This window comes from Thiomicrospira sp. S5, assembly GCF_003991075.1.
GTDB lineage: Bacteria > Pseudomonadota > Gammaproteobacteria > Thiomicrospirales > Thiomicrospiraceae > Hydrogenovibrio > Hydrogenovibrio thermophilus.
The window spans coordinates 508,483-523,364 of the sequence record NZ_CP014470.1; the positions used below are offsets into that span (position 1 = coordinate 508,483).

Annotated in this window: 10 protein-coding genes; 6 read left to right on the plus strand and 4 right to left on the minus strand. The window is 51.3% G+C overall.

Annotated features, from left to right (window positions below):
• The first annotated feature begins 2 nt into the window (after positions 1-2).
• The 6 genes from ccoP (at position 3) to ccoS (ending at position 6,193) form a co-directional block, all read left to right on the plus strand.
• Positions 3-902 carry a cytochrome-c oxidase, cbb3-type subunit III gene (gene ccoP / locus AYJ59_RS02325; RefSeq protein ID WP_029938912.1) on the plus strand — a complete coding sequence of 300 codons (900 nt, stop codon included), beginning with the start codon at positions 3-5 and terminating at the stop codon, positions 900-902.
• A 60-nt stretch (positions 903-962) separates the two neighbouring features.
• Positions 963-1,100, plus strand: a complete 138-nt coding sequence (locus AYJ59_RS12915) for a hypothetical protein (RefSeq protein WP_164730727.1) — start codon at positions 963-965, stop codon at positions 1,098-1,100.
• A gap of 153 nt (positions 1,101-1,253) precedes the next feature.
• Positions 1,254-2,723, plus strand: a complete 1,470-nt coding sequence (gene ccoG, locus AYJ59_RS02330) for a cytochrome c oxidase accessory protein CcoG (protein WP_029938911.1) — start codon at positions 1,254-1,256, stop codon at positions 2,721-2,723.
• Positions 2,724-2,818: 95 nt separating this feature from the next.
• On the plus strand, positions 2,819-3,358 hold the full coding sequence (locus AYJ59_RS02335) for a FixH family protein (RefSeq protein ID WP_029938910.1): 540 nt from the start codon (positions 2,819-2,821) through the stop codon (positions 3,356-3,358).
• Between the two features lie 11 nt (positions 3,359-3,369).
• Positions 3,370-5,865, plus strand: a complete 2,496-nt coding sequence (locus AYJ59_RS02340; protein WP_127119220.1) for a heavy metal translocating P-type ATPase — start codon at positions 3,370-3,372, stop codon at positions 5,863-5,865.
• A gap of 13 nt (positions 5,866-5,878) precedes the next feature.
• On the plus strand, positions 5,879-6,193 hold the full coding sequence (gene ccoS / locus AYJ59_RS13045) for a cbb3-type cytochrome oxidase assembly protein CcoS (protein ID WP_237260363.1): 315 nt from the start codon (positions 5,879-5,881) through the stop codon (positions 6,191-6,193).
• Positions 6,194-6,252: 59 nt separating this feature from the next.
• Here ccoS and AYJ59_RS02350 read toward each other — a convergent pair whose 3' ends face one another.
• The 4 genes from AYJ59_RS02350 to gpmI all read right to left on the minus strand — a co-directional run bounded on the left by AYJ59_RS02350 (position 6,253) and on the right by gpmI (position 14,852).
• Complete coding sequence (locus AYJ59_RS02350; protein WP_127119221.1) at positions 6,253-6,993, minus strand: hypothetical protein; 741 nt, start codon at positions 6,991-6,993, stop codon at positions 6,253-6,255.
• 133 nt (positions 6,994-7,126) lie between these two features.
• Positions 7,127-8,539: a glutamate synthase subunit beta gene (locus AYJ59_RS02355; RefSeq protein WP_029938906.1), complete on the minus strand. Its 1,413-nt coding sequence runs from the start codon at positions 8,537-8,539 to the stop codon at positions 7,127-7,129.
• A gap of 11 nt (positions 8,540-8,550) precedes the next feature.
• On the minus strand, positions 8,551-13,032 hold the full coding sequence (gene gltB / locus AYJ59_RS02360) for a glutamate synthase large subunit (RefSeq protein ID WP_029938905.1): 4,482 nt from the start codon (positions 13,030-13,032) through the stop codon (positions 8,551-8,553).
• 251 nt (positions 13,033-13,283) lie between these two features.
• Entirely contained in the window at positions 13,284-14,852 is a 1,569-nt protein-coding gene (gene gpmI / locus AYJ59_RS02365; RefSeq protein WP_127119222.1) for a 2,3-bisphosphoglycerate-independent phosphoglycerate mutase, read from the minus strand.
• Positions 14,853-14,882: the final 30 nt, after the last annotated feature.

Sequence of the window (14,882 nt, forward strand, 5' to 3'; positions counted from 1 at the left end):
ATATGGCACATAACAATCCTTGGCCAGATGAAGGAAACACTGGTCACATTTGGGATGAGGATATTCGCGAGTTAGACAATCCGCCGCCACTTTGGTGGATGCTGTCTTTCTATGCCGGTTTCGTCATGATGGTGTTTTACGCTTTGTATTACCCAACCATTCCATGGGAAAACTCTTGGTTTAAAGGTTATGCCGGATGGACACAGATCGAAGAGTATGATGAAGAGGTTCAGGTTCTTCAGAATTGGCGTAAAAAACGTTTTGCAGAACAGGAAGAGCAGCTTGCCGCTCTACCGGTCAGCGAAATTCTGAAAAACGAAGAGTTGAAAACCTATGCGGTTAAAACCTCTAAGGTGTTGTTCGGTGATTACTGTGCCGCTTGTCACGGTGCCGGTGGTCAAGGTAACCCGGATTTCCCTGTGTTGGCCGATGACGATTGGCTATGGGGTGGTAAGCCCGCTCAAATCGAAGCGTCCATCACCAACGGTCGTATCGGTAACATGCCGGCTCGCGGCATGATGGGGAACTTGACGGACAAAGAAATCGATCAAGTTGCCGATTACGTCATCGCGTTGAGTGAAGGTAAAGGAAATGAACCTGCCTATGCTGCCGGTAAAGCGGTTTATGCAAAAGGGATGTGTTTGGCCTGTCACGGACCGGCTGGTAAGCCTTTGGCTCCAACGGGTGCGACCAACTTTACCGATGGTGTATGGCGTTTTGGTGGTGATAAAGCGGACGTTATCCGAACCATTACTTACGGTGTAAACGTTAAGAAGAACGGTGAGCCGATTAAAGGCACTCGTTTGGCTGTTATGCCTGCGTTTAAAGACCGTTTGCCTGACCCAGAAGTTAACATTAAACGTTTAACTGTCTATGTCTATTCACTGGGTGGTGGTCAATAAGCCGATCGCCGCTTTTTATTCATTGAATGAATTGATTCTGTATCAATTAAGGAGCAGAAAATGAATGAGTTAAATAATGACTGGGTTTTATGGGGTTCCATCGGGGCCGTGGTTTTAACCATTGTTGCGTTGGTAGGTTTCGCGTGGAAAGCTACGCGAGGCATGGAAGGTCTGGAAAAGGATGAAGACGATTCTTGATGAATCCGTTCATTTAACACTGGACACCTTATGAAAAAAGGCCTAATTTTATATTAGGCCTTTTTTCATTTATGCGGTCGTATAAAAAAGATTACTTATTGTCAGAGTGGTTTTTTTATACAATCGTCGCGTTAAATTCAGAAGGAATTGATTATGTCCGAAGAACGCAAAGTCACATACGAAAACAGCAACCAAACAAAATCGCTGTTGGATGAAATGGATACGTCCAATAAAAACCTGCAAAACATTGGGGTGGAGCTCCTAACGGTCCACACGGAAGGGACGGTGCATGCCAAGCGCATGCCGGGTAAATTCCGTACCATTAAATGGGTAGTCGCAGCCATGTGGCTATCGTTCTTCATTGGGCCTTATCTACAGTGGGATGGTCGGCAAGCCATTTTGTTCAATTTAGTGGATCGTCAATTCCACTTCTTTGGCATCACGGTCTTGCCGCAGGATATTTGGGTATTGGCAATGATTTTGTTGTTCTTTGCCTTGTTGTTGGCCGCCACTACTGCTGTGGCCGGGCGTTTGTGGTGTGGTTATGCTTGTTTCCATACCGTGTGGACTGATATTTTCACTTGGGTGGAAGAAAAGTTCGAGGGTTTGCCGAACAAACGAATGAAGCTGGATCAAGAGCCGGTCAGCTTTTCAAAATTACGTAAAAAAGTGCCGAAATGGATTATTTGGGCCATCATTGGTTTTATGACCGGTTTCAGCTTTGTCGCTTACTTTGACCCTGCACTGAGTTTGTGGGCGCGTTTGTTCACGTTTGAGTGGTCCGGCACCGAAGCGACCATTATCCTGGGGTTGGGCGCGGCGACGGTTTTTTTCGCCGGCTTTTTAAGAGAGCAGGTCTGTATCGGTTTCTGCCCTTACGCGCGTATTCAAGGGGCCATGATTGATACCGAAACCGTTGTGCCGACTTATGATGTGGATCGAGGAGAGCCTCGTGGTCGCATGAAACGGGCTAAACCGGGTGAAGAACAGCCAGACCTGGGCGATTGTATTGATTGTAACTTGTGCGTTGCGGTCTGTCCGACTGGCGTGGATATTCGTAAAGGTCAGCAATTCGGTTGTATTACCTGTGGCTTGTGTATCGATGCCTGTGATTCAGTGATGGAAAAAATCAAGAAACCGAAAGGATTGATTCGTTATGCTTCCCTCGCGGAATTTGCCGGCAAGGCTTTTGTTCCGTTGTATAAGCGTCCGCGTGTCATTGTATATTCCAGTATTATGACTTTTGCTGCGGTCGCGATGATTTGGGGGCTTGCGACCATGTCGCCATTGGATGTGAAAGTGTTGCACGAGAGAGCCCCGCTGTTCGTTCAAATGAGTGATCGTACGATTCAGAACAAGTATTACGTCAAGGTCGTGAATAAAGGTAATGCCCGTTTGGATGCCAGCATTGAAGTGACCGGACCGGAAAGTTTGTTCTATATCGGTCCGAAAAGCATTCAGGTGGAACCGGGGAATGTCGGCACAGCGACCTTGTTGGTCCGGGTGCCGAAAAAAGATTTGACGGAAGCGAATACGCCAATCGAGATTCTGGTGACCGATCAGAACAATCCGGCGGTTAGCAGCACTTACAGCAGTATGTTTATCGGGCCGAAAGTTCGTTAAGAGTGTCTCCATAAACACGCATACTGTGGTGAATGAAATTTAGGTATAATGAAGGCCCTTATTTTAAGGGCCTTTTTTTATGGAGGGAAAAAGCCTTGACGGACGCCAAAGACAACAAAGATGTTAAAAAGGATACCCGGGACTGGAGTGTCGCCTGGAAAAACCCATTCGTAATCGGTTGGTTCACGATTTTGATTATCGTGCTGTCGGTGAATTTCTTCATGGTCAGTATGGCGATCGTGACGGCACCGGGCTTGACCGTACCGGATTTCTACGAAAAGGGCAAAAACATGGGCGAAATCATCGCTCGCCGCAAGCATATGGAAGAGCTGGGTTGGCAGTTTGATATCGATTTGCCGATTTTGAAAGAAGGTCAGGACCAGGAAGTGGCGGTGACCGTTCTGGACAAAGACAATAACGCCTTCGATGTCGATACTGCGGTTTTGTACTATTACCGACCTTCCAATAAAAAATACGATGGGCAGCTTGAATTGAACTCGTCCGGGAAGACGGGGGAATATAAAGGGGTGATTAATTTACCTTTAAAAGGCAAATACGATTTGGTGATGGAGATTACCAAAGGGGACGAAGTGTTTAACCTTGGCCGTTCCATTATGGTTCAGGATGCGCCCTAAGAGGTATTTTCATGACACAAACGTGCTATCACTGCGGTCAAGGGATTGAGCAGGGAGCCTTGGTGCTTAAACCCATTAAAGGGGTTGAGCGAGAATTCTGTTGTCACGGCTGTGCCGGTGTCTGTGACGCAATTTATGAAGCCGGTTTAGACAGCTTCTACCGCCGTACGCCCGAAGGCGAGTTGCTGTCGCCGCCTCCGCCTCCGAATAAAGATACGGAGTTTTTCGATTACGACGAAGTTCAGTCGCAATTCGTTTCCGACCTTTCTCAACGTCGCGAAATCACTCTGATTTCCGAAGCGATTCATTGTGCCGCTTGTATCTGGCTGATTGAGCATACATTGGCCAAACTGGATGGCATTCAGATGGCCAAGGTCAATTTCACCAATAAACAAATTAAACTGCGTTGGGATAACGACGTCATCAAGTTGTCCGAAATCATTCAGGAATTGAATCGCGTCGGCTATGATGCGGCGCCTTATGATGCTTCCAACAGTGAAGAAGCTTTCCGTAAAGCGAATCGAGATTTGTTGTATCGACTTGGTTTTGCCGGTTTTGCCATGATGAACGTCATGTGGTTCTCGGTGGCCCTGTATGCCGGAGCGGACCAGGATTCCGAATTCCGGCATTACTTCCATTGGGTCGAATTTATCATCGCCACGATTACCTTGGCCTATTCCGGGAAGCCATTTTTATCAGGTGCCTGGACATCGTTGAAGTCTCGAACGGTCGGGATGGATGTCTCCATCTCATTGGGCATTCTGACCACCTACCTCTATTCCTTTTGGGTAACGATTGACCCGCAGCATTCGGGTAACGTCTATTACGACACCATGATCGACTTCATGTTTTTGCTGCTGATTGGCCGCTATCTGGAAGCCATTTCCAAAAATAAAGCCATCGATTCCACGCGCCGTTTGATGGATCTTCAGCCGAAGGTGGCGAGAATGAAAACCGAATCCGGCGTGGATGTGGTGCCGGTTCGAAAACTGAAAGCCGGCGACGTGGTGCTGGTCAAACCCGGTGATCAAATTCCGGTCGATGGCACCGTCGTGGAGGGCGTTGGCAATGTCAATGAATCCATGTTGAGCGGAGAGTCACGTGAAATTCTGAAACAGAACGGTGCCTCGGTCTCGGCCGGCACCTTGAACCTGGATGGTGCTTTGTCGATACGGGTGCAATCGATTCTGCAAGATACGATGCTTGGGCGGATCGTACACATGGTCGAAGATGCACAAGGCTCAAAAGCACCCATCCAGTGCACCGCCGAACGGATCATGCCTTGGTTCGTCTCGGTTGTCATTGCGCTGGCGACGTTGAGTTTTGTGTTCTGGATTCTCAATGCGGATTTCGAAACAGCTATGATCGCGGCCACTTCGGTGCTGATCATCACCTGTCCGTGTGCGTTTGGCTTGGCGACGCCGATGGCGACGGCGGTGGCTTCCGGCGTTTCGGCTCAAAACGGTATTCTGATTAAGAACGGAGCGGTGCTGGAAATTTTGAACGATATTCAGCATTTCGTGTTTGATAAGACCGGCACCTTGACCAAAGGCCAGATGCGGTTAGTGGATTCCCGTTTTGGAAAAAACGTTGCGGAAAATGATCTTTGGCGAGACTTGGTACGGATTGAATTCCACTCCGAGCATTCTTTGGGGCGCGCCATTGTCGACACCTTGCAGGAGCGTCATCCGGAATTCAAAAATATGGATATGAGCGTGGATTTTTTCCAGGCCCATCCCGGCAAAGGAGTGGAGGCGGCGGTGACGGGGCGTCACTATCACATCGGAACCGGCCCTTGGTTGGAAGCCAGCGGTGTTTCGCTTCCGAGTGATTTTGTGCGGCTGGAGGCCGAGAAAGCTCAGCAGGCACAAACCAGCGTGTGGGTGGCTCAGGATCAACAAGTCGTGGCCATTTTGTTCCTGGAAGATGAGCTACGCGAGGATGCCATCGAGATGATCGCTCGTTTAAAAGCTCGTGGCAAGCGAGTGACGTTGTTGAGTGGCGACCGTCAGGCTGTGGCCGAAACCGTTGCAGAAAAATTGGGCGGTATGTCGGTGCATGCCGAGGTGTTGCCGGAACAAAAACACGAAGCGATTCAAGCCTATCAAAAAGATGGTGAATTGGTGGCGATGGTCGGTGACGGCATTAACGATGCGCCGGCGATGGCTCGTGCTAATGTCAGTATTGCCCTCGGTTCGGGAACGGATGTGTCGATGGATTGCGCCGACATTGTTTTGCTTAACAACGAACTCTTGTCCGTCGATACGGCCGTGGATTTGTCTCAGCGTACCTTGAAGACCATCAAACAGAACATTGCCAGCTCGATTCTTTATAATATTACCTTGGTGCCGTTGGCGATGGCCGCGTTACTGACGCCACTGATCGCCGCCATCACCATGCCGTTGAGCAGCCTGGTGGTCATTGGGAACGCGGCGCGCATTCGCAGCTTCTACAGTAAAAAAGCCGTGGCCAAGCGCAAACGACAAAGCTTGGCTGGTAAAGCCTGAGCAAGGAGAGGAAATGGACGTTGTATTTGGTTTAATCCCGATGATGCTGTTATTCGGCTTTTTGGTCGTGGTGGTGTTTATCTGGATGGCGAAATCGGGGCAGTTCGATGACTTGGATGGCGCGGCCAACAGTATCTTTATGGATGACGAATTTGACGAAGAGCTAAAGAAAAAGGAATCTAACGAGCCCGGAGCCGTTGAGAACAAGCAAGAGGGTACCGCTGACGGTGAATCTATGACCTCTCAGGTTGTCGACAAGACGCTTTCTCGGCAAGATGGCGAGGCAGGCACGCTAACCTCTAGTGACGACGCAAATACCCGAAAATGACCAGGCCTGGTCATTTTAACTTTATTCAAAACATTTAACTCAGTGCGAGAGGCTTGCAACTAAAGAGCAATGCCGTGTTGATTGAAAATCTGTTCGATGGCGGAGGATGATCTTCCAGCATGGAAGAGATAGCTTCGGAAGTCGTTCAGAGCTTCATCGGCGGTTTGCACGCTCTCATAAAAATTATCGCCCGGCTTGAGCATGATATAGCTTTCGGTGTTCGGATCACGGGCCAGCTTAATGTCCGACCCGTATTCTTGTTGAAGTTGTTTGGTGGCCTGTATTAAGCTGGCAAAATCTTCTGATTTATTGGCGAGTTGCTGTTCAATACTGGACCCCAACACGAAAAGTGAATCCCAGCTCGCCGATTGTGGAGCTTTCCAGCGGTTTGCTTCGGTGATCGGGGTTGCCTCCAATTCTTGCAGGCCGGTCTTACTGATTTTGTCCGGGTTATTGGCTAACCAGTCGTTGAGGTCATCCGTGCTGAGTTGTGAATGGTTCGAAAAACGGCCGGGAAGGCTCGTATCGTAATCGTGGCCGGAAACGGCGATTTTCAGACCGCCGATATTTCGATACTGGATGGTTTCGCCGGGTGACATATCGGTACTCTCTGCGGGCAGAACTTGCCGGTTTGCCGGATGATTTTCCGTCGCCGATGCCAATTTTTGTCCCATGGCGGAAAGAGTGACCGTTTCCTGGTTGGGTGGCGGCTTGATGGCGGCTGGCTGTGAACTTCCCTGTCCAGCCGGGCGTTGCTGTGGCAGTATCAAGGCATAGTCGGTGTTTGTGATCGACGTCATGGCGATTCTCCAATGATTCGGACTCTGAATTTAAAGCACATTTCACGCCAGGCTATGGTGTTCAGGGGGTTAGATGTGAACATAAAAAAAGGCCGTTAAAAACGGCCTTTTGATGGGGTCTGTTCAGAAGCGGTTAAACATCCAGATAGTCCAAGATCCCTTCAGCGGCTTTTCGGCCTTCGGCGATGGCATGGACCACCAGGCTGGAACCGCGTACCATATCCCCACCAGCGAACACTTTTTCATTCGATGTCTGGAAAGGGAACTCGGCTTCTTCTTGAGCCACGACGGTTTGCCAGTCGGTCAAGCCGATGTTGTGGTCTTTGAACCATTCCGGCGGGTTCGGCTGGAAGCCAAAGGCGACAATGACCGCATCACAGTCGATAACGTATTCAGAGCCTTCTACCATTTCCGCACGTCGACGACCGTTTTCATCCGGTTCACCCATGCGCGTTTCAATCACTTTCAATCCCGTCACCTGACCGTTTTCGGCGATAACCTCCACTGGCGCCAGGTTGAACTTGAACTGGACGCCTTCTTCTTTGGCGTTTTTCACTTCGGCGCGTGAACCCGGCATGTTGGCTTCATCACGGCGATAGACACAGAAGACTTCATCTGCACCTTGACGAACCGAAGTACGGGTACAGTCCATGGTGGTGTCACCACCGCCCAGTACGACAACACGCTTGCCTTTCATGGAAACAAATGGCTCCGGTGACTGTTTCAGTCCCAGTTCGTGTTTGACATTGCCGATCAGGAAGTCCAGCGCTTTATAAACTTGCGGTAGGTCTTCGCCTGGGAAGCGCCCGGCCATTGGTTTATAAGTCCCCATTCCCAAGAAGACAGCATCATAATCGTTTAGAAGCTGTTCGAAGGTGATGTCTTTACCGATTTCCGTATTGCAATGGAACTCCACGCCCATGCCTTCCAGGATGCTGCGGCGTTTCAGAACAATGTCTTTGTCGAGTTTGAATTGCGGAATCCCGAACGTCAGAAGGCCACCGATTTCCTGTTCTTTCTCAAACACCACCGGTTTAACGCCGTTGCGAATCAAAATGTCAGCACACCCTAGGCCAGCCGGTCCGGAGCCGACAATCGCCACTTTCTTATCCGTCATAGTGACGTTTTCCAGAGTCGGTGTCCAACCCATGTCGGTCGCGGTGTCGGTGATGTATTTTTCAACCGCGCCGATGGTGACTGCGCCGAAATTAGTGTCTTCCAGGGTACAAGCTTCTTCGCACAGACGGTCCTGCGGACAGATGCGGCCGCACATTTCCGGCAAAGAATTGGTCTGGTGCGACAGTTCGGCCGCTTCAATGATGTTACCTTCCGAAACCAGTTTCAACCAGTTCGGAATGTAGTTATGCACCGGGCAAGCCCATTCGCAATAAGGGTTACCGCAGTGCAGGCAACGATCAGCCTGAGCTTGGGCGTGAGCAGGGGTAAACTCCGTGTAGATTTCTTCGAAGTTCTGTTTACGCTCCATCGCCTCTTTTTTGGACGGAAGCTGTCGATCAAGTTCTAAAAATTGTCTTACATTTCCCATGATTCGCTCCCTTACTCTCCATCACCACAGTTGGCGAATAAATCCAATAGTTTGTCCACACCAATCGCTCTGGATTTGACTAACCAGAAGTTATGCAGATAGCGGCTGAAGTCACTCAATACTTCTTGGCCGAACTCGCTGCCGGTTTTTTCGACGTACTCGGTCAAAAGGTCGCGCAGATAAATGCGATACGCTTCGGTGGATTCGGTGTCGATACGAATTGCTTCAACCATTTCGGTGTTCAGACGATCCGGTAGCGTTCGATCCAGATCGAGGATGAAGGCCATGCCGCCGGACATGCCGGCCCCGAAGTTGACACCGACCGAGCCCAAGCTGACGACGGTTCCACCGGTCATGTATTCACAGCCATGATCCCCCAATCCTTCGACAACGGCGACGGCGCCGGAGTTACGGACGGCAAAACGCTCACCGCCGGTACCGTTAGCGAACAGCTTACCGCCAGTGGCACCATACAGACAGGTGTTGCCGACAATCGGCGTCATATGTGGGTCAAAGGCACGATTTTCCGGTGGGTGAATGACGATTTCACCGCCGGCCATGCCTTTACCGACGTAGTCGTTGGCATCGCCTTCCAAGTGCAGGTTTAAACCATCGACGTTGAAAACCCCGAAGGATTGCCCGGCAATGCCGTTCAATTTCAAGGTAATCGGTTGATCTTTCATACCGTGGTTGCCGTATCGTTGGGCAATTTCACCGGCAACGCGTGCGCCGATGGAACGGGCGGTGTTCACTAGATGGAACTGGAATTCGCCACCGGACTTACTTTCAATCGCCGGCAAGACTTCCTTGACGATCTCTTCGGCAATATGGCCGTCATCCCACGGGTTGTTGCGATCGACTTGTACCGTTTGCGGCTTGCTCGCATCGACACCGCCGTCGGAAATGATGGCGGTCAAGTCAATGTTACGCTGCTTGTCGGTCAGCGGTTGTTCGATTTTCTTCAACAGGTCGACGCGGCCGACCAAGTCTTCCAAGCGCGCCACACCCAATTTAGCCAACCATTCGCGGGTTTCTTCCGCCACGAAGCGGAAGTAGTTGATGACCATTTCCGGCAAGCCGATGAAGTGCTCTTTACGCAAGCGCTCGTCTTGTGTTGCAACGCCCACTGCACAAGTGTTCAAGTGGCAGATACGCAGGTACTTACAGCCCAGCGCGATCATTGGCGCGGTCCCGAAGCCGAACGATTCTGCCCCGAGGATGGCGGCTTTCACAACGTCCAGGCCGGTTTTCAGACCGCCGTCGGCTTGTAGAATGACTTGTCCACGCAAATCGTTGGCTCTCAGCACCTGATGCGCTTCCACCAAGCCCATTTCGAATGGATTACCGGCGTATTTCACCGAGGTAATCGGGCTGGCGCCGGTCCCACCGTCGTAACCGGAAATAGTAATCAAATCGGCATAGGCTTTGGCAACACCGGCTGCAATGGTCCCGACGCCTGGTTCGGCCACCAGTTTGACCGATACCAGAGCGTTTGGATTAACTTGCTTCAAGTCGAAAATCAGTTGCGCCAAATCTTCAATCGAATAAATATCGTGATGCGGTGGCGGTGAAATCAAGGTCACGCCTTCTACCGAGTGACGCAGGCGAGCGATGGTAGCATCCACTTTGTGGCCCGGTAGCTGACCGCCTTCACCCGGTTTCGCACCTTGGGCGACTTTGATTTGCAGGACTTCGGCATTGCGCAAGTAGTGCGCGGTGACACCGAAACGCCCGGAGGCAATCTGTTTGATTTTCGACATTTTTTCGGTGCCGTAGCGTGCCGGATCTTCGGCGCCTTCACCGGAGTTGGAGCGCGCGCCGATGCGGTTCATGGCAATGGCCAGCGCTTCGTGGGCTTCAGGAGACAGGGCGCCAAGGGAAATACCGGCCGAGTCGAAGCGTTTGAAAATCGATTCGATCGGCTCAACTTCGTTGATGTCGATGGATGGTAAATTGTCCTTGAAGGTAATCAGGTCACGAACTGTCATCGCCGGGCGTTCATTGACCAGCTTGGCAAATTTGTTGTAAGCCACTTGGTCGCCTTTCTGGACGGCATCACGCAGGTAGTTGACCACATCCGGGTTATAGGCGTGGTATTCGCCACCGTGCACGTATTTCAACAAGCCGCCGGCTTGCAAATATTTGCGTGGGTTAAAGGCGTTTTTCGCGGTTTTGATCAGGTCGGCTTCCAAATTGTCGAAGCGTGTCCCTTCAATGCGAGTCGGAGTGCCTTTAAAACACAAGTCGACAATCTCTTTACTCAACCCGACGGCTTCAAACAATTGTGAACCACGGTAAGACGTGATGGTGGAAATCCCCATCTTGGACAGAATCTTATAGAGACCTTTATTAACCCCTTTACGGTAGTTTTTGATGTAAGCGTCAATGCCGACTTTTTCGTCCAGTTCTTTACTGCGAATCATGTCCTGAATGGTTTCATACGCCAGGTAAGGGTAAACGGCTGTGGCACCGTAACCGAACAAGACCGCGAAGTGATGTGGGTCACGCGCGGCGCCGGTTTCGACAATGATATTGGCTTCTGGGCGCAAACCTTCGGTAATCAAACGGTGGTGGACGGCACCGGTCGCCATGGCCGATGGAATGGTGATCAAACCTTTCTCAATATCCAGGTCGCTCAAAATTAGCAGGGCGGTGCCGTTTTTAACGGCCTCGACCGCTTCGTCGCACATGTCGACGATGGCTTGCTTCAGGCCTTTTTCTTCTGGATTGTAGTGCAGTGAAACACGTTGGTTACGATAATTTTCGTCCACCAGCCCGATCAACTGTTTCATCATGGATGGCGATAGAATCGGAGATTGTGATTCCAAGCGGCGTGCGTGTTCTTCGCCTTCGTCGAACATGTTCAACTCGCGGCCGAAACAGGTGTTCAGAGACATGACGATGTTTTCACGCAACGGATCGATTGGCGGGTTGGTGACCTGTGCGAACATTTGACGGAAGTAGTCGAATACCGAACGCTCTTTGCTTGAAAACACCGGTAGCGGCGCATCGTCGCCCATGGAGCCGATGGCTTCCTGACTGGATTCGGCCAGGACGCGGATGACTTGGTCGCGTTCTTCAAAGGAGATTTGATAGTACTTCTGATAAACGTCGGCGGTGTCGTTATCCCAGTCGGAGATGTGCGCTTCAGCATCCAAACGTTCTTCCAGGCGCATGTACCCTTTGTCCATCCATTCACGGTATGGCTTGGCGTTTTTCAAGCCGTTGTCGATGTCTTCCGGTTTCAGAAGGCGGCCGGCTTCCATATCCACGGCAATCACTTGCCCCGGCTTCAGGCGACCTTTTTCGACGACGTCTTCGGCCGGGTAGTTGTACACCCCGATTTCGGAGGCAAAGGTGATGTGGCGGTCTTTTGTCACGACATAACGCGTTGGGCGCAAGCCGTTACGGTCCACGCCGCAGATGGCGTATTTACCGGTGTTGATAACCATACCGGCCGGACCGTCCCACGGTTCCATATGCATGGAGTTGTATTCCAGGAACGCTTTCAGGTCCGGGTCCATGTGCGGCATGTTCTGCCAAGCCGGTGGAATCAACAAGCGCAGAGCCTGGAATACCGGCATGTCGCCCATCATCAGGACTTCCAGCATGTTATCCAAGGAGTTGGAATCGGATCCTTCCTGAGCGACTAATGGCTTCAGGCTGGCCAGGTCTGGGATTAATGGGGTTTCGAACTTGCTTTGACGTGCCAGTGCCCAGTTACGGTTCCCTTTGATGGTGTTCAATTCACCATTGTGTGCCAGGAAGCGGAAAGGCTGCGCCAGACGCCATTGTGGCAACGTATTGGTGGAGAAACGTTGGTGATAGGAAATCAACGAGGATTCAAAACGATCCTGTTTCAAATCCAGGTAAAATTCCGGCAGCTCTCTCGGCATGACCAGGCCTTTATAGGACATCAGCTGGCTGTGCAAAGAGGCAATGTAGAAGGTCGGGTCGTTCGGTTCGATGGCCATTTCGGTTTTACGACGGGCGACAAACAGCAGACGGTTGAAGTCGGCATCGCTCATGTCGGCCGGGGCGTTGATGAAGATCTGCTCGATCAACGGTTCCATACTGGCGGCTTGTTCCCCCAGTACATCAGATGCGACCGGTACCTTACGCCAACCACAAACTTCAAGCCCTTTGTTGGCCAGCAGGTCTTCCAAAGTCTTTTTCGCCAAGGCCGCCTTGTCGGTATCCTGATTCAGGAAAATCATCCCGCACGCATAGTTCTCAGACAGCGTCATCCCCAACGTCTTGGCTTCTTCACGCAGGAAGGAATCCGGTTTTTTGATCAATAGACCACAGCCATCTCCCGTACAGCAATCCGCAGCGACGCCACCGCGGTGTGTCATGTTGGCTAAGGACTCGATGGCGGTTTGAACGGCCCAGTGACTTGGTTTGTCGTCCATCTGGGCAATCATTCCAAACCCGCAGTTCTCTCGTTCAAATTCGGGTGAATAGAGTCCTTGTAAGCTGTTGAGTGAATTCATAATTCAGTTTTCCTGTCTGTAAACATTTATAACGTATTGTTATAAAAGCACTTTTTGGGGGTACTTTTGGGTATCTGAGTGCGAAAAATTTAAAATGGTGCGAAATTATACTTTTTTAGCGGCTTGAACGCAATGTCTCGGACCGGCTTTCCCGGAGAAATGTTGTGGGCCGACAAAAGGATGAGGCGGGTGAGTCGAACGGCTTTGTCAGGAGCGAAAACGGCCAGACCTGGCCGTTTTCATCAGGCTTATCATCCCTTGTCGATCAAGGATGTTCCCGTCATTTCCTCTGGTTTTTCCAGCCCCATCATGTCAAACAGGGTTGGGATGACGTCGCACAGGGCGCCGCCGGTTTTCAGTGGGTAGTCTTTATCCCCGACATAAACCAGTGGCACCGGGAAAGTCGTGTGTGACGTCACCGGTTTGCCGGTTTCTTCGTTGAACAACATTTCCATATTGCCATGGTCGGCCGTGACAATGGCTTCGCCACCGGCTTCCTTGAGGGTGGCGAGAATTTCGCCCAGCGCTTCGTCAACCGCTTCGGCGGCTTTCACGCAGGCGTCGAAGTTACCAGTATGCCCGACCATGTCCGGATTGGCAATGTTGCAAATGAACGTGTCGTATTGACCGCTTTTGATGGCTTCGATCAATTTGGCTTTCACTTCCGGCAAACTCATTTCCGGTTGCAGGTCGTAAGTGGCGACTTTCGGCGAGTTGATCAGAATGCGGTCTTCGCCGTCGTTCGGCTCTTCCACGCCGCCGTTGAAGAAGAAGGTGACGTGGGCGTATTTTTCGGTTTCGGCAATGCGTAGCTGCTTTAAGCCTTGCTTGGCGACGTATTCCCCGAAAGTGTTACGCAGCTTGGTCGGGCGGTAGGCAATCAAAGCGCCGAATTTCTCAAAATTCTTTTTGTATTCGGTCAAGGTGACGAACGCGGACAGGACCGGTGTATTGCAACGGTGGAAATCTTCGAAGTCGTCGAAGATGAACGCTTTGGTCAGCTGACGGGCGCGGTCCGAACGGAAGTTCATGAAAATAATCGAGTCGCCGTCTTTGACGCGGACGCGTTTACCGTCTTCTTTTCGTGGAATGGCGGTGGCCAGAATGAATTCATCTGTTTCGCCACGAGCGTAGGCCATTTCCACCGCTTCTTTGGCAGTTTTGGCTTCGTGTTCGCTGATGCCGCAGGCGACGACGTCGTAGGTTTGTTTGACGCGATCCCAACGGTTGTCGCGGTCCAGCGCGTAGTAGCGACCGGTTACCGAGGCGATTTGGCCGCCGCCCAACTCCTGCATGAAGTCTTCCAGTTCTTCAATGTACTGGATGGCGCTTTTCGGGGCGGTGTCGCGGCCGTCGGTGAAGACGTGCACATAAATGTCCGCGCCACGCTCATGAGCCATCTGCACGCTGGCTTTGATGTGATTGATGTGCGAATGCACGCCGCCGTCCGACAAGAGGCCAAGGATGTGAACCTTGCGCTTGCGGTCAATGGCGGAATCGATGGCTTTCAATAAAGCGTTGTTTTGGAAGAAACGACCGTCATCGATGTCTTTCTGGATGCGGGTCAGCTCCTGATACACCACGCGCCCGGCGCCAAGGTTCATGTGGCCGACTTCCGAGTTCCCCATTTGCCCTTCCGGCAGGCCGACCGCCAGGCCGGAGGTGTTGATCAGGGTGTGGTGGTATTGTTTGAGCAGGTTATCCCAGTTCGGGGTGCTGGCTTGTGCAATGGCGTTGTGCTGCGTCGCTTCACGATGACCCCAGCCATCCAAGATGATCAATCCCGTTGGTCTGTGTTCGATTTGCACTTTGTCTGTCATGGTGTTTCCTTTTGAGAAGAATATTTGCGG